We start from the raw sequence: 17143 nt of genomic DNA on the forward strand, positions 1-17143 counted from the left end.
GTAAAAATGTGCAATAAAATCTTAATTTTGAATATATTTTTAATATTCGCGACGAAACATCTGAAAAAGACGTTTAAAAGATCCCATAAAAGATTTTTGACTGCCCATTCTATTATTATAAGAGAGCGGTCTAAGATCAAAGGGTTCCGACGCAGCATGAAGAACAAGCCCCGTCAAAGTCGCAAAAGCCGGGCCACTATGGGCATCTGGAAGCCCAACAAGGCCGTGCGGCCGCCCTATTCTAACCGAACGACCCAAGACACCTTGGGCATAATCGGCAATACCTTTCAATTCTGCACCCCCTCCTGTTAACACCACCTGACGTCCGACGGGGCCATTATAGCCCAAAGATTTCAGGGCATCGGCGATATGATCCATCCAATGATCCAAACGCTTCCGAATAACACCGATCAGCTGCGCCCGACTTATCCGTTGTGGATCAATTACATCCTCGTCATTGGCAATCGGCGCCACATCTATCATCTCATGATTATCGCGAGGTGAACTCTGCGCCGATCCATAAAAACATTTCAATCTTTCTGCATCCGACCGTCTGGTGCCAAAAGCCGCCGCGATGTCATCTGTAATATCGGATGCGCCCATCGGGATAGAAGTCAAACCAACCAACAGCCCACCGGCAAAAAGGGATACATTGGTAACGCCTGCCCCTAATTCAACCAAGGCCACACCCAATTCCCGCTCTTCTGCAAAGAGGCAAGACATTCCGGCCGCGATCGGCGCAGCAACAATCGCCTGCACTTCCAGATGTGCCGAACGCACCGCCAATTCCAAATTTCTGACAGGCGAAGGTTCAGCAGCAATCACATGGATATCGACTCCCAAGCGGTCGGCATAAAGACCAATCGGACTTTTAACCCCCTTTAACCCGTCCAAGGTATAAAGGGCGGGTTGAGCATGAAGCACCATATGCCCATCAGGATCAATCGCATCCCGTCCGGTCGCCAACAGGGTCTCCATATGGATTTCTTCGATCCGTTGACCATTCAAGGCTACTTCTGTCGAGCTAAGATCGGATATCAATCCTCCCGCAGAAAAAGACACCCAGACAGATTCAATATTGGTGCCTGCAATCCTTTCGGCCTGTTCAACGGCTTCTCGAACCGCCTTTTCCGTCGATTCCATATCGAAAAGATAGCCCCGTCTGACCCCCAGACTTTCTCGCTGACCACTTCCCAATACCTGCAAAACATTATCAGCCCTTTTCTCAACAATCAGGGCTGAAATTTTGGAAGAACCGATATCAAGCGCAGTTATCAGATTGCCTTCTTTTACCGGCGTCATACTATGATGTCGTTCCTTCATATTCGATCACTTACCAAAGGATCAGCTGCCTTTGCAGGCTTTGTCGCTTTCTTAACGGGTTCCGGTGAAATTCTGGCTGTAATAGGTGCCCCCGGAACACGCATATCGAATTTGACATAGCCCCTTTCTAACAAGTGATGCTCGCGATTAATATGAGAGAAACGCACCAAAGCCGCTTCGGCTTCATTCCCTTCTGGTAAAGATAAAGTTTCACCAGAAGCAAAATGCAAATCCCACCGCCGATTCCCGATCCAGCTTGCTGCATCAATCATCGGTTTCAAAGAGGGGGCTGCTTCCAAAAGATGCCCCAAATCTTCAAGATGCAGATTGGCACCCGCCCCAATAACCAAGGGCAGATCAGGCGAAGCATGCGGGTCAACATCCGAAATAATAATGCCGTTATTATCGACCAGTCTCAAATGACCATGATATTGCCAAACCGCCGCCGGATTTCGCTCGACAATATCAACGACCAAAGTATCCGGCCAACGGCGGGAAACACGCGCATCCTCAATCCAGCCAAAACGTAACAAGCGATCCCGAATAGCATTAAGATCAACCAAAGGCATCGCCAGATTTTGCTGGGTAGAGGCGATGTCATAGATCGCCTGCCGATCCATATGATGCAAACCAACGATTTCGACATGACGGACAGAAAAGCCCTGCCGTCCCAGATATTCACCTGTTTTGGTCGCCAATAATTGTGGCCAACGCGCAGCCCAAAGACCGGCCAAAAATCCGACAATAACAAGAATAAGCAAAAGACGCTTTGCCATCTGTTTTAATAACGGATGGGAAAGAAAACCCAGCCATTTAGGCAGAGCTATCGTCTCATTACTCTTGATAGGCCGTTTGGGGCGACGAATTGTCGCACCCGTTTGGCGGGCATGCCGCCTTGGAGAACGCCTAGCCGGAGCCGATTTTGTTCTGCGTGCTGCTTTAGCCACCCTGTCCTGCCATTTTGGTTTCTTGTAATGTGTCTTCCGCCAAGGCTTCCTCAACAATCATCCGGCACAAGGCGACATAGTCGATACCCAGCTGTTTTGCCTGTTCAGGAACCAAACTTAAAGGTGTCATACCCGGCTGGGTATTCACCTCTAACAGAAACAAACCATCCAATCCGGCTTCATCATCCCAACGAAAATCGGAACGCGACGGGCCCCGACATCCCAAAAGTTGATGCGCTTTCAAGGAAAGAGCCATCGCCTTTTCAGCAATCTCTGCCGGAATTTTTGCAGGACAGATATGGGTCGTCATGCCATCAGTATATTTGGCTTTATAATCGTAAAAGCCGTTATTCGGGCATAATTCGGTAACAGCCAAGGCTTTGTCACCCATCACCGCCACGGTTAATTCCCGCCCTTTAATAAAAGGTTCGGCAAGAAGGGTTTTAAAATTTTTCCACGGATCAATCTGGTCTTTCCGAATAGGCTGACCGTCATTAAAAGATTCATCAATGATCGCAACGCCGACAGAAGAGCCTTCATTGACCGGTTTCAAGACATAAGGTCGTGGCAACGGGTCTTTTGTATAAAGGCTTTCGCGCTCAACCAAACAGCCCTGCGGCATCGGAATATTCTCAGGGGTCAGAATCTTTTTGGTCAATTCTTTATCAATGGCAATGGCCGAAGCCGTCAAACCCGAATGGGTATAACGGATAGCCATTAAATCCATCAGACCTTGAATACTGCCATCTTCACCCGGCGTGCCATGCAAAGCATTAAAAACCACATCCGGCTTAGCTTCACGAAGCTTGAACGCAATATCCCGATCCATATCGAGCAGCGTCACGCGATATCCAGCCTCTTCCAAAGCCTTGCCGACATGGCGGCCTGACAGAAGCGAAATTTCACGTTCCGAAGACCATCCGCCCATCAAAACGACAACATGCTTTTTGTCGCTCATGCCTTATCCCCATCGAGTTTATGGCCGATGCGTTTTATTTCCCATTCAAGGGTAATACCGAATTTCGCTTTAACGCGCGCCCGCACTTCTTCGCCAAGATTTTCAATATCAGCCGCGGTAGCATCACCCAAATTCAACAGAAAATTGGCATGTTTGGTAGAAACTTCGGCATCACCGATTTTCAAACCACGACAACCAGCTTCATCAATAAGCTCCCAGGCTTTATAGCCTTCAGGATTTTTAAAGGTCGATCCCCCCGTCCGGCTGCGAACCGGCTGACTGGCTTCACGCTCGGCGATAATTTTATTCATCTGAGCTTCGATCTTGTCTTTATCGCCGGGTTGCCCTTGGAAAAGCGCTTCGGTCACAATCGCATCTTCTGGCAATTCAGAATAGCGATAGGCAAAATTCAATTTTTCAACTGGCCAGATTTCAATATCACCATTCCGACGAACCAGCGTAACCTGAATCAGAATCTTGGAAATATCACCGCCATAGGCACCCGCATTCATGCGGATCATACCACCGATGGATCCCGGAATACCGCGCATAAATTCTAAATTGGTCAAAGATTCAGCAGCAGCAACCTTTGAAATCATCATGCCGAGGGTCGATCCACCACAACGCAGGCGGTTCCCCTCTTCTCTTTTGACCCATGAAAAACGACGCGGCAAACGGATGATAACGCCGGAAACACCGCCGTCACGAATAATCACATTGGAACCAATCCCCAGCACCCTAACTGGCATAGACTGGTCAATTTTCTTCAGAAAATCCGACAAATCTTCGGTATCATAGGGGCTAACCAACCATTCGGCATTACCGCCGACCCGAAACCATGTCAGGGGTGCCAAAGGCGCATTGGCTTCTATTTCACCGCGAATAGACGGCAATTTACTTGAGATATTGGAAGATGTAGCAGTTGTCATAAGTGATGAACCTCTCTGATTGAGGTAATATCCGCCGCAAGACCTGCGGCCCATTTCGTAATATCGCCCGCGCCAAGGCAAATAATGATGTCATCGGCCTTGATAATATCAGCAAGCGCAATCGCCAAAGAACGAGGAGAATCCACAGCTTGAGCAGAACGATGGCCATGCTGTTTCAATCCCGAAACCAAGGCTTGAGAATCCACGCCCGCTATTGGCTGTTCACCAGCAGCATAGACCGGTGCGACAAACACCATATCAGCATCGTTAAAAGCGCTTTGGAATTCTGTCATCAAATCATGCAAACGCGAAAAACGATGCGGCTGAACCACAGCAATGACGCGTTGTTGCGCGCTTTCTCTGGCGGCTGATAAGACAGCCTTAATCTCAACCGGATGATGACCATAGTCATCAATAACCAGAACCGAGCCATCACCAATCTTAATCTCGCCAACCCGAGAGAAGCGACGTTTCACCCCTCCAAAACGTGCAAAACCGTCACGGATAGCGGCATCAGGAATGGAAAATTCTAAAGCCACCCCGATAGCCGACAGTGCATTTTGGATATTATGCCGTCCGGGCATCGGTAAAAAGATATTTTCAATCCGACGGATATCTCCATCACGGCTACGAATGACCGCTGTAAAGCGGTTACCACCAGAGATAGGTGTGATATCAACCGCCCGAATATCGGCCTGAGCCGAAAAACCATAGGTAATCAGCCGTCTATCCCGAATACGAGGGAGGATAGATTGAACCACAGGATGATCAATGCACAGGAAAGCAGCACCATAGAAAGGCACATTGGATACAAATTCGACAAAAGCATCCTGCACTTTTTCAAAGGAACCGTAATGATCCAGATGTTCAGGATCAATATTGGTCACAATGGCCAAGGTGCCATCCAAGCGTAAAAAGCTGCCGTCGCTTTCATCGGCTTCGACAACCATCCAATCAGAGTCACCTAAACGCGCATTGGAACCATAACTGTTAATGATGCCACCATTGATAACCGTCGGGTCAATACCACCCGCATCCAACAAGGCCGCAACCATCGAAGTCGTGGTAGTTTTCCCATGGGTGCCAGCAACAGCAACGGTGGACTTTAACCGCATCAATTCAGCCAGCATCTCTGCGCGACGCACAACCGGAATACGATTTTCAAGGGCAGCTTCGACTTCAGGATTACCACGATGAATAGCACTGGAAACAACCACCACCGCCGCATCTTTGACATTTTCGGCATGATGCCCGATCAGAACCTTAATTCCCATCTGGCGCAAAGCATCGACAGTATAGCCTTCTGAAATATCAGAACCCTGAACCTGATAGCCGAGATTATGCATCACTTCGGCGATACCGGACATTCCGATACCCCCTATCCCGACAAAGTGAATTCGGCCGATATCCGTGCCGACACCCTTCATGCAACCGCTCCTTCTTGATTTTTTTCGAAAGTTGAATCTTCTTCTATAGAATTCTGTTGAGGCAGATCGCCTCCGACCCGCTCAACCAAATCAGCCAATTTTTCAACCGCATCGGGATAACCAACCTGCCTTGCTCTGGCAGCGGCATTTTTCAAAGCAGAAGGCTCCAAAGCCATTTTTTGAATCTGTTTTGCCAGTTCAAAAGGATTAAAGCGTCGTTGATCAATCAAACGCGCGCCACCGGCAGAAACAAGCTCACGGGCATTGGCATATTGATGATTATCCATCGCCGCAGGATAAGGAATAAGAATAGCAGGCCGTCCGGCAACGCCTAATTCGGCAATGGTCGAAGCGCCTGCACGGGAAATAACCAAATGAGACCAACCAAGACGCTGCGGTAAATCCGCCATATAGGTCGAAATATCAGCAGGGATACCAAGCTTAGCATATTGAGCGCGAGTCTTTTCCAAATCTTCCGGTCGGCATTGCTGCGTCACTTGAAGCCGCCGCCGCAGATGAAGCGGCAATAACCCCAAACCTTCCGGTACGACTTCTGACAAAATGCTGGCACCTTGGCTACCACCGACCACCAATATCCGAAAAATGCTGTTGTCACTTAACGGCGGATAAGGCAGGTCACGCAGAAACAAGACTTCATCCCGCACCGGATTACCTGTTACTTCAGTCTTACGACGATACCGTTTTTTCAGCCGATCAACCTGATGATAAGCGGTAGCAATGGCATCCACTCTTCCAGCCAGAAAACGGTTCGTCCGTCCCATCACCGCATTTTGCTCGTGAATAACCGTCGGGATTTTCGCTTTAAAAGCCGCCAATAGCGCTGGTAACGCCGGATAACCACCAAAACCGACAACCGCCGCCGGTGTAAAATTTTCATAAAGCGTCAAGGCGCGTTCCCGCCCTGCCCAAATATTCCGCATCGCCTGAAACAGGCCTTTTACCCCGCCCGTCAAACGACCAGCAGGAAGCTGATGTATCTGGACATCTTTAAATAATTCGGGGAAACGCGTTCCTCTTTCATCGGTCACCAAAGCCACATGATGACCCCGCCGCATTAACTCAACAGCCAATGCGTGGGCTGGAATCATATGGCCACCGGTGCCACCAGCGGCGAGAATATATTGTCGGCTGCCATTCATTTTTGCTGCCACTTCGGAAGATAGGTTGATCGGGCAAGATAAGGATTGCGGCGGGTGAAAGCCAGCAACAATCCGAAACCGATAGACATAGCGACAAGAGACGACCCGCCATAACTGATAAAGGGCAAGGTCATTCCCTTTGAAGGCAAAAGCTGCACATTCACCGCCATGTTAATTAAAGCCTGCAACCCGAATTGGGTCGCAAGACCTGCCGAGGCCAATAACAGAAAGCCGTTATCCTCGCCAAGCAGGCGTCTAAAAACCCTTATAACAATAGTGCCATAGATAAGGGCAATGATAATACAGGCCAAAAGGCCAAATTCTTCACCGATAACGGAGAAAATATAGTCATTATGGGCTTCAGGTAAGCGAAATTTCTCAATCCCGCTACCAGGACCCACACCGACAAAGCCGCCATTAGTCAAAGTCGCCATTGCGCGGTCAACATGATAATGGTCGCCGGTGCCGTTCAAAAAGGCATCAATCCGCGTATGGGCAACAGAATAAAATTCATAGGCCGCGACAACACCTAAAGCCCCCGCCACACCAAGGCCGACCATCAAGAAAACCGGAATACCTGATAAAAGCAACAAGACCAGCCAGACTCCTGTAAAGATAACTGTCTGGCCGAAATCAGGCTGTTTCATCAACAACACACCAATAATCGCCACAAAAAACATTGAGATCGGGATTACCGGTAAATTTTTATCTTTGAAGCGGAAAGAAAGCATCCAAGCCATCGTAACGACAAAAAAAGGCTTCAAAAATTCCGAAGGCTGGATTTTAAACATCCCGAAACCAAGCCATCGTCTGGCACCATTCACTTCCACACCTAAAAAAGGCACAAGGAGTAAAAGGAAAAAACACACTGCCGCCCCTAAAATACAGGCACGACGGGCAAGGTCTTTCGGTGCCATGGATACCCCGATCATGACGGGGATACCGATAAGGCACCAGAAAATCTGGCGGGTAAAATAATAAAAGGCGGGCTTTCCTTCTTGAGCCGAAATCGCAGGGGATGCCGCGGCAACAGCAATCACGCCGATTGCAATCAAAAGCGAAATCAGAAAAAGCTGAAAGCGGTCAATTTCCCAAAACCATCGCCCCAAAGCCGAGCGGTCAGCTCGCCCCAGTCTCTGATTTTTGTTATCTTTCCGCGTTTTTCTTTTCCGGTTTTCGATCACAGAAGCGCTATCGACTTTATCAGATCCGGAATGGTGCATAGCGCCCATTAATCAAGCGCCTCCACTATTTTTCTAAAGGCCTGTCCCCTCGCCTCATAATCGCTAAACTGGTCAAAAGAAGCACAAGCCGGAGTCAACATAACGACTTCATCAGGCTGGGCTTCTTCCGCTGCCAAACGCACTGCTTTTTCAAGGGTGCCACATTCCACGACGTTCACCCCCGCTTCACGCAATAATTGCGCGTAATCAGGGCCCGCCTGACCAATCGTGTAGGCCTGACGGATATGATTATAGAAGGCTTTGCAAGGATCAAGGTCAGCTGTTTTCGGCACTCCTCCTAATATCCAGTGGATAGCCGGAAAAGCCGCCAAAGCAGGGGCTGTTGCCATGGCATTGGTCGCTTTGGAATCGTCAATAAACAAAACACCCCGCCGCTCACCGATTTTTTGCATCCGATGAGGCAACCCCGCGTAACTAACCAAGGCTTTTGAAATAACATCATCCGAGATACCCAGAATATGGGCAACGGCCATCGCTAAAACGGCATTTTGAGCATTATGAGGGCCCTGCAAATTCGGCCAATTTATTTGATCTTCTGCCGAAATATTATCAGCATGCACCGTGACCAAATGGGCAGCCGACTGCTTGGCAATTACCTGACTAGGGATATCATCCGTTGCAATAACGGCATAATGTGGCGATGATTGCAGTAAAAATAGTCGTTCTTTCGCTTTGCGATAACCTTCAAAACCGCCATGCCGATCGAGATGGTCCGGCGTAATATTGGTCAAAACCGCAATATCGCAATCAAGGGTAAAGGTCAGATCAATCTGATAGCTGGATAATTCCAACACATAGACCCCACCATCGGGCAAAGGATCTGCTGCTAATAAAGGCAAACCAATATTACCACCCATCAAGGTCGGGAGACCCGCCTCTTTCAAAATATGATGGATCAGCGCGGTTGTCGTCGATTTACCATTTGTTCCAGTGATGCCGACAACGGGGCAACGCCGTCCATGTCTTTCCCAAAATCCATGGGCTTGGGCAAATAACTCGATATCGCCAATAATCGGGATACCGCGTTCTTTCGCCAAAGCGGCAATCGGATGACGATTGATTGGGATACCGGGAGATACGACAAAGGCCGATATGCCAAAAATATCAGCAATCATCGGGTCGGCAATAACCAGCCGTCCTTTATCAATCGCTTCTTGATATTGCTGTTGCAGTCGATCGCGGGTTTCAGGATTATTATCCCAAGCCATCACCTTGGCATCTGATGCCAAAAGGGCAGCTACAGTGGCCATGCCTGATCGGGCAAGGCCTAAAACCGCATAAAACTGACCGGAAAAAACGGGGCTAGTAATCATCTTAACTTCAACGTTGCTAGACCAAGCAAAGCCAGAGCAAAACTGATAATCCAGAAACGGATCACCACGGTCGGCTCTGACCAACCCAGTTGTTCAAAATGATGGTGAAGCGGTGCCATACGGAATACGCGCCGCTTAAAACGTTTGTAGAAACCGACCTGAATAATCACCGACAAGGCTTCTGCGACGAAAAGGCCACCAACAATGCCCAAAACGATTTCATGATGGGTCGCAACCGCAATCGTGCCAAGGCATCCCCCCAAAGCAAGGCTCCCCGTATCACCCATAAAGATGGCCGCAGGCGGTGCATTAAACCACAGAAAAGCAAAACCCGCCCCGATAATCGCCCCTGTCAAAATCGTTAACTCTCCGGCACCGGGGACATGAGGAATACCGAGATAATGTGCAAAAACGGCATTACCAACGACATAACTGATAACGAAAAAGGCAAGACTGGCAATAATCACCGGCATCGTTGCCAGACCATCAAGCCCATCGGTCAGATTGACAGAATTGGCAGTGCCAACAATCACAAAAGCTGCAAAGGGATAATAAAACCAACCAAGGTCAATCACAGGGCCATTATAAAAAGGCAAATAGAGTTGGGTATTGCCGTCTTTCAAAATCAGATAACAGGCAAAAAAGGCAATCCCAAATTCCCATAACAGCCGGACTTTACCGGAAACACCCCGCGTTGAATTTTGGGTTACTTTGTCATAATCGTCGATAAATCCGATCACACCAAAGCCTAACATCACTGCGATACAAGCCCAAACATAGGGATTGGTAAAATCCATCCATAGAAAAAGCGAGATAGAGACCGCGATCAAAATCATCAGCCCCCCCATCGTCGGGGTGCCAGCCTTTGCTAGATGCGTTTTCGGGCCATCATCACGGATAGGTTGCCCTTTATGCTGGTGAATACGCATCCAGCCAATAAAACGCGGGCCAAAAATCAAACCGATTAACAAGGCGGTGATAGCCGCCGCCCCTGTTCTGAAAGTAATATAACGGATCAGATTAAATAATCGGGAAAAGCCTTCCGCCGAGGCAATCAGATAGAACATGCACAGCCCTTTTTCGAAAGAGACGAAACCACCGTGGATAATCCCAGACTATTCGACCCTTTAACCAACAAAATATCATCGGCTTTCAATATCTCATCCAAAAGCGCTTCTGCCTGATCGGCCTTTTCTATTCGATCACACGCGATTTTACCGGCAAGGCTTTCTTCCAAAGCAGCCATTTCCTGACCGACCAATAAAACGTGATCTACTTTTGCATGGGATAAGGGGTCTGCCAATGCCCGATGATAAGCGGCAGAATTTTGACCTAATTCCAGCATATCGCCTAATAAAACGATACGTCTTTTGTCTTTTGGCTCATTTTCTAAAGCCTTGATCGTTGCCGCCATTGATGCTGGATTGGCGTTATAGCTTTCGTCAATAACAATAGCGCTTCCATCTCCAACAGGGATATCAAAACGCTGTCCCCTACCTTGGAAACCGGTAATATCACCCAAGGCCAAACTAGCTAAGGTTAAATCACCGCCAACCGCATCCACCACCGCCAAAACAGCCATCGCATTTGAAATCCAATACTCGGCAGCCATCGCCATAGAAAAGACAAGTTGGCGATCACGAATAGAGGCGGTTACAAGCACACGCCCATCTGCCTCACGAACGATATTCTGGGCGCGAATGGTTGCCCCTTCGCCAAAACCAAAACTACGAATTTCAGCCTTTTTCTCTTGGACTTTAGCTGTCAATAAATCGCGATAAGGGGAATCATGAGGGATAATAGCGATCCCGCCCGATAATAGACCTTCAAATATTTCGCTTTTCGCTTCGGCAATAGCGGTCTCATCTGCAAAAAAAGCAGCATGTGCCGGTGCAATCGCCGTTATCAAGGCAACATCAGGCTGAACAAGCTTGGTCAGATCAGATAATTCCCCCGCATGATTCATACCCATTTCAAAAATACCGAAAAGACTTTCTTCCGGCATACGGGCGAGGCTCAAAGGAACACCGACATGATTATTATAGCTTTTTAGCGAATAATGGACTTTCTCCGGTGCCATTCTTTCCAAGGCAAGACGCAAGGATTCTTTGGTGCTGGTTTTCCCGACTGATCCGGTGATGCCGATAATTTTACCATGGTTGCGTTTTCTGGATGCAACCGCCAAATCCTTCAAAGCCTGATAACTGTCATCAACAAGAATATGAGGATAAGGCACCGGCGACATAACCACCGCTCCAGCGGCGCCCCTTTTGAAGGCCGCATCGACATAGTTATGCCCATCGGATTCCGTGCCTTTTAAAGCAAAGAATAAATCGCCCTTTTGAATTTCGCGGGAGTCAAAGGCGACATTCCGAACAGAAAAATCAGCCGAAGCCGTACCCTTTACAGCGCGTGCAATAGCTTCAGATTGCCATAAAGCCTTCATAATACAGCCTCTTTGGCGACAGTCACATCATCAAAAGGTAGAACCCGCATAGTCTCTCCACGGCCGATAATCTGGCCTTGCTCATGCCCTTTTCCCGCGATCAAAACAATGTCGCCCTTTTCGGCTCGCTTGATAGCAGAAAAAATAGCTTCTTTCCGTCCACCTATTTCTTCTGCCAGAGGCGATCCTACCAGAATTTCTTTTCGGATAGTCGCCGCATCCTCACCGCGAGGATTATCGTCGGTTACAATAACATGATCGGCAAGATTGGCGGCAATTTTACCCATTTCTGGCCTTTTGCCTTTATCACGGTCGCCGCCTGCACCAAAAACGACCCAAAGCCGCCCTTCAGTATGAGGTCGCAAGGCTTCAATCGCAGCTCTCAAGCCATCAGGCGTATGGGCATAATCAACATAGACTTCCGCGCCATTTTGGCTTTGGGTTGCTCTTTCCAGCCGGCCTCGAACAGGTTTTAGTAAAGTAAGAGCCGCCATCGTCTGCTTGATGTCACCTCCCGTGGCCAGAACTAATCCGGCTGCGACCAAAGCATTGGATAGCTGATATCCACCGATCAAAGGCAGTCGAATTTTATAGCTTTCACCTTGAATCGACAGGGTAATCATCTGTCCCTGACTATCAGCTTCTCGATTAACGAGGCGGATAGCCTCGGCTTTTTCTCCAATATCTATTAATTTTAGACCACGTTTTTGGACATGGGCAATAACCGTTGTGGCTGCCGGATCATCAGCCCAAACGACAGCCGTGCCATCGGGTGCAATACGCTCATCAAATAGACGCAGTTTGGCGGCAAGATAGCGTTCCATTGTCCCGTGATAATCAAGATGATCGCGAGAAAAACTGGTAAATGCGCCCGCTATCACTTTCGCTCCATCACTTCGATATTGGTCAAGACCGTGGCTGGAGGCTTCAAAAATCACATGAGAAATATCCGCACGCGCTAAATCGGAACAACAAGAAAGAAAGGTCACGACATCCGGCGTTGTCATCCCCAGCGAATAGCTATTTTTCGCAGTAATAACGCCCAAAGTCCCGATTGATGCCGCTTTATGACCCGCTATCGTCCAAAGCTGACGGCATAATTCTGCAACCGATGTTTTGCCATTCGTGCCCGTTACCGCAGCCATAACAGGCGGGAAAGGAGCATAAAAACGGGCAGCCATTTCAGCAAAAGCCAATCGAGGATTTTCGGCTACCAAATGAACCGCACCCTCAATTTTGACTTCGGGGCGGGCAACAATGGCGACGGCACCGGCAGCTATTGCCTTTTCTATAAAATCTTCGCCATTCACTTTGGCTCCGGGAAAAGCCCCAAAAACAAAACCCTTCTCAACCTTACGGCTATCCACCGCAAAACCAAGAACAGGATAGTCTTTTTCTTTTGGGCTAAGTCCGTAACCGGAGGCCAAAAATCCCAGTTTTTTTTCTGTGCCGCTCATTATTGTTTCGCCGGTGGTTTCCATAACAAAGCCCGTAAATCGGTAAGATCAAGATCGCGTTTCGGATCAGGAATAACCCCCAGCAACGGGCCTATATGCTGAATAATATCCCCGACCATTGGCGCCGTTACCATACCGGCGGTGGCATAACCTCCGGTTTCAGCCGTCCCTTGCGGGTTATCCAACATGGCAACAATAGCGTAACGCGGTGTATCCATAGGGAAAACGGCTGCAAAAGTCGAAATACGCGCACCGTGATTATAGCGACCTTTCTCGGCTTTATCTGCCGTTCCGGTCTTGCCACCAACCCGAAAACCTTCAACATTGGCCTTCCGTCCGGTTCCATCTGTCACAATCAGGCGCAATAACCGCCGCATAGTCGCACTGGTCTGACCCGAAATAATCTGGCGGCTGCCATCGGGACGATAATCGGGATTACGCTTCAACAAGGTGGCTGGTCGCCAAATGCCACCATTCACAATCGCGGCATAAGCACTGGTTAAATGTAAAGGCGTAACCGCAATACCATGACCATATCCAGTCGTCATAACCGTTGTTCTTGCCCAAAAAGCAGGCCAGATCGGACGACCTTTAGCTGCCAGTTCGATAGCCGGACGATGATCGAAATTAAGATTCCGGAACATCGCCTGCATTCTTTCTGGGCCCAATTCATCAGCAATACGGGCAGTCACAATATTGGAAGAATGCACAAGCGTTTCTGGCACATCTAGCCATCTTTTCTGGGCATGCTCATCATGGATATGGAAACGACCCACCGCCAAAGGCTCGGTTGCATCATACCGTTTTGCCAAAGAGGTTACGACGCCATCTTGGATAGCAGTTGCCATGGTCAAAGGCTTAAAGGTCGATCCCAATTCATACACAGAAAGAGTCGCTTTATTGTCAAAAGCAGTCGGGTCAGAACTACTCCGGTCATTCGGATTAAAATTGGGCAAGGATGCCATCGCTAAAACTTCGCCGGTATCGACATCCAAAACAATGGCACTGGCACCCACCGCACTATATTTTTGCATGGCTGCAGCCAATGATTTTTCAACGGCGGCCTGAACCCGAATATCAATAGAAAGCGCCAAAGGCTCGGATTGTCTTTTGGGGTCGGTCAATTCCTTGTCAAAACTGTATTCCATGCCGGACTGGCCATGCCCATCTTCACCGATCCAGCCGATAACATGGGCGCATAAGTTACCTTCTGGATATAATCGCGAAGGCTCATGCAAGAAATCAATTGCTGGTTCACCCAGCATATTCAAAGCGCGCACTAATTCCGGCGAGGCATGGCGACGCAAAAAAACAAAGCTACGATTGGAATGTAAAATCTTCCGATATTCATCAGCCGTCCGTTCAGGCAGCAAAGCCGCCAGATTAGCAGCCAGAATATCGGGGTCGCTGATATGATTGGCCTGTAACGTGCGCGGATGTATCCCGATAGACCAAACATCAATCGTGCGCGCCAATGTCCGACCGTTACGATCAACGATATCGGCGCGCGCCTGCAACGGCGCAACGGGTGGATGGCGGCGCTCTTCCACCCCCCAACCGGTAATAAAGATAAGCCATATCAGCTTGGCAATAACCGCAGCGATGCCGCAGCAAAAAAGAATAAGCAAGACCATAAGCCGAATATGGCTTGTGGTCAGAATATCAGCGACAGATGATAAGGCCTTCTTTTTTTGAGACTTAATGCGGGTGCTCACCGGACAGCTTGTATCTTGCTATAATGGTTATTCGGAAGAGATAAGGCTGCCAGTTTGGTCATTCCCTTATTGTCATTCTTGATGGTATTCTGCGCTGGAGCGGGTGGCGCCAATGTAGTTTCTGATACAGCAGAGGAATGATTATATTGAACTTTTTTTACCGGTTCTGGCTTATAGGATGAAGGCATAGAAAATTGTTCATCTCCGCGTCCTGAAGGCACTACATAACTCGCCTGCCGGAAACCCGATTGACTGTCATGGCTCGGCGACAGATCGGTATTGCTATTATCGACCTGACTATCCTGCGCTGCCAATTGGGTATCATCAGAGACAAATTGATTTATTTTCGGTGAAACCAGTGCAAAAGCCTCGGCATTCCAACGGTCAATTTGCCCTGAACGGGCAAGCGTATCCTTCTCGGTCTGGAGATGACGAATAGTCTGCTGTAAATTCAATATTTCCCGCTCGGTATGTAACAGCGCCCGTCTTTCCAGAGAAACCCGCTGCGTAATCATATAACAGATCAGGGCTGCGATACAGCACAACCCGACCAAGCAAATAGAGCGAAAATGCTTTGTGATTATCATGCCGATTGTCTCCGAGAACGCGGGATATGGGTATCAGGTCGAGAAATATCTTCTGAAAACGGCGTTTCTGTCCGATAGACAGCCCGAAGAGTAGCCGAACGTGCCCTTGGATTACGGGCAAGCTCAGCCTCTCCAGCTCTCACAGGACGAGCGGGTTTTGAGAAAAAAACAGGATTTTGCTGCGGGATCACAGGCTGATGACGGGATACCTGCCCCGTCTGCCCGGCATGTTCCCTCATGAAATGCTTTACAATGCGGTCTTCAAGGCTGTGGAAAGTAACAACCGCCAAACATCCTTTGGATTTTAAAAAGCGCTCGGCTGTTTGTAATCCGTCTTTTAACTCGTCCAATTCGCGGTTCAGATGAATCCGAATGGCTTGGAAACAATGGGCAGCCGGATCTTTTTTATCAAAAGGACGATAGCCCAAAGATTGGCGAATAACCTTAGCCAACTGAAAAGTCGTCGTTAAAGGCCGTGCCGCGACAATAGCCCGTGCCACGCGACGGGACTGACGCTCTTCACCATACAAATAAAGGACATCGGCAATGTCTTTTTCCTGAGCATTATTCAGGAATTCTTCGGCAGACAGCCCTGTTTGTGCCATCCGCATATCTAACGGGCCATCAGCCTGAATCGAAAAACCACGTTCAGGGCGATCAATCTGCATGGAAGAAACGCCAATATCGAAGACCATTCCATCAACAGCCTTAATATCCAAAGCATCAAGATGGTGACCGATATTAGAGAAACAGTCATTCACTAACCGTAGCCGACCTTTATACTTCTCGACCAAGGAGGCCCCTTCGCGAATAGCATCCGGATCGCGATCAAAAGCGATTACTTGAGTATCAGCCTTTTCTAATATGGCGCGACTATATCCTCCTGCACCAAAAGTGCCATCAATATAGATACCACCTTCAACGGGCGATAAAGCCTCTATGACTTCATCAAGAAGGACAGGAATATGGGGGGCTGAAAAAGAGTCAGATGTCATAAGGAACCTTCCATCCGACCCAACTTGCAAAAATTTATGAAAAGAAATGTCATCAATTGAGAAGAAATCAGTCGAGAAAAGAAAAAAGAGACAAGGCTAAAAAATTTATTCAATTTTTGGCCAATAAATTGGAATGTATTGAATGAGAAGAATAAGGCGGATTCATTATCCCTTTGTTTAAAAATAGAATGATAAATTTTACCGAGCAGAACTAACTTTTGGATCAGAATAGACCCAAATGATATATTGCCACATAACTTTTTATTATTATTATGAATTATAAAGTTATATTTTAAATGGCTCGAATGAAGTTCAGGCGCAGGTAATTTTATTCTGTTGGAAACAGAATTTCTTTTGTTCTTTCTGTAATAGAAAGCCAAATACGACAACGCCTTACCCTATCTGATCGGTATCATTATTTAAATGAAAGGAATTATTAACTATTATTCTTGGGGTATCATAGCCGTATAAAACCGACAAGTGGGATTGAAACCACTTTCTTAAAAAAAGAGATATTTTTTGAGCTTCATCAAATAAGTTATTGAAAATAAACATTTTTATATTTTTGGATTAAAAGCTATAATAATAGCCTCCAAAACAACCGGCTTCCATAACACAGACCGTCTAAATAGAGGATGAATT

General features: G+C 47.9%; 14 protein-coding genes. All 14 read right to left on the reverse strand.

Going from position 1 to position 17143, the window contains the following annotated elements; genetic code table 11:
• Positions 1–39: 39 nt before the first annotated feature.
• From ftsA to rsmH, 14 genes are read right to left on the reverse strand one after another with little or no spacing between them, the layout of a single operon-like run.
• Positions 40–1323 carry a cell division protein FtsA gene (ftsA, locus tag ZMOB_RS02380; RefSeq protein ID WP_012817123.1) on the reverse strand — a complete coding sequence of 428 codons (1284 nt, stop codon included), beginning with the start codon at positions 1321–1323 and terminating at the stop codon, positions 40–42.
• The gene (locus tag ZMOB_RS02385) at positions 1320–2270 is read right to left on the reverse strand and encodes a cell division protein FtsQ/DivIB (protein WP_011240705.1); all 951 of its coding nucleotides are present in this window, start codon (positions 2268–2270) and stop codon (positions 1320–1322) included. Before ZMOB_RS02385 ends, ftsA begins: the two co-directional genes overlap by 4 nt.
• A complete protein-coding gene (locus ZMOB_RS02390; protein WP_011240704.1) occupies positions 2263–3228 on the reverse strand; it encodes a D-alanine--D-alanine ligase in 966 nt (321 codons plus the stop codon). The genes ZMOB_RS02385 and ZMOB_RS02390 overlap by 8 nt, the downstream gene beginning before the upstream one ends.
• Positions 3225–4157, reverse strand: a complete 933-nt coding sequence (gene murB / locus ZMOB_RS02395; RefSeq protein WP_014500528.1) for a UDP-N-acetylmuramate dehydrogenase — start codon at positions 4155–4157, stop codon at positions 3225–3227. Before murB ends, ZMOB_RS02390 begins: the two co-directional genes overlap by 4 nt.
• Complete coding sequence (murC, locus tag ZMOB_RS02400) at positions 4154–5584, reverse strand: UDP-N-acetylmuramate--L-alanine ligase (protein WP_012817126.1); 1431 nt, start codon at positions 5582–5584, stop codon at positions 4154–4156. The genes murB and murC overlap by 4 nt, the downstream gene beginning before the upstream one ends.
• Positions 5581–6744 (reverse strand): undecaprenyldiphospho-muramoylpentapeptide beta-N-acetylglucosaminyltransferase, encoded by a 1164-nt coding sequence (gene murG, locus ZMOB_RS02405; RefSeq protein WP_014500529.1) that lies wholly within the window; start codon positions 6742–6744, stop codon positions 5581–5583. The genes murC and murG overlap by 4 nt, the downstream gene beginning before the upstream one ends.
• Positions 6741–7976 carry a putative lipid II flippase FtsW gene (gene ftsW / locus ZMOB_RS02410; protein WP_014500530.1) on the reverse strand — a complete coding sequence of 412 codons (1236 nt, stop codon included), beginning with the start codon at positions 7974–7976 and terminating at the stop codon, positions 6741–6743. The genes murG and ftsW overlap by 4 nt, the downstream gene beginning before the upstream one ends.
• Positions 7976–9301 (reverse strand): UDP-N-acetylmuramoyl-L-alanine--D-glutamate ligase, encoded by a 1326-nt coding sequence (murD, locus tag ZMOB_RS02415; protein WP_014500531.1) that lies wholly within the window; start codon positions 9299–9301, stop codon positions 7976–7978. The genes ftsW and murD overlap by 1 nt, the downstream gene beginning before the upstream one ends.
• A complete protein-coding gene (gene mraY / locus ZMOB_RS02420) occupies positions 9298–10368 on the reverse strand; it encodes a phospho-N-acetylmuramoyl-pentapeptide-transferase (protein WP_014500532.1) in 1071 nt (356 codons plus the stop codon). Before mraY ends, murD begins: the two co-directional genes overlap by 4 nt.
• Entirely contained in the window at positions 10356–11747 is a 1392-nt protein-coding gene (locus ZMOB_RS02425) for a UDP-N-acetylmuramoyl-tripeptide--D-alanyl-D-alanine ligase (RefSeq protein ID WP_014500533.1), read from the reverse strand. Before ZMOB_RS02425 ends, mraY begins: the two co-directional genes overlap by 13 nt.
• Positions 11744–13204, reverse strand: a complete 1461-nt coding sequence (locus ZMOB_RS02430) for a UDP-N-acetylmuramoyl-L-alanyl-D-glutamate--2,6-diaminopimelate ligase (protein WP_014500534.1) — start codon at positions 13202–13204, stop codon at positions 11744–11746. The genes ZMOB_RS02425 and ZMOB_RS02430 overlap by 4 nt, the downstream gene beginning before the upstream one ends.
• Positions 13204–14919 carry a peptidoglycan D,D-transpeptidase FtsI family protein gene (locus ZMOB_RS02435; RefSeq protein ID WP_011240695.1) on the reverse strand — a complete coding sequence of 572 codons (1716 nt, stop codon included), beginning with the start codon at positions 14917–14919 and terminating at the stop codon, positions 13204–13206. The genes ZMOB_RS02430 and ZMOB_RS02435 overlap by 1 nt, the downstream gene beginning before the upstream one ends.
• Positions 14916–15506 (reverse strand): hypothetical protein, encoded by a 591-nt coding sequence (locus tag ZMOB_RS02440; RefSeq protein ID WP_014500535.1) that lies wholly within the window; start codon positions 15504–15506, stop codon positions 14916–14918. The genes ZMOB_RS02435 and ZMOB_RS02440 overlap by 4 nt, the downstream gene beginning before the upstream one ends.
• A complete protein-coding gene (gene rsmH / locus ZMOB_RS02445; RefSeq protein WP_014500536.1) occupies positions 15503–16501 on the reverse strand; it encodes a 16S rRNA (cytosine(1402)-N(4))-methyltransferase RsmH in 999 nt (332 codons plus the stop codon). The genes ZMOB_RS02440 and rsmH overlap by 4 nt, the downstream gene beginning before the upstream one ends.
• Positions 16502–17143 lie beyond the last annotated feature (642 nt).

Origin of the sequence: Zymomonas mobilis subsp. mobilis ATCC 10988 (assembly GCF_000175255.2) — a bacterium.
GTDB classification, from domain to species: domain Bacteria; phylum Pseudomonadota; class Alphaproteobacteria; order Sphingomonadales; family Sphingomonadaceae; genus Zymomonas; species Zymomonas mobilis.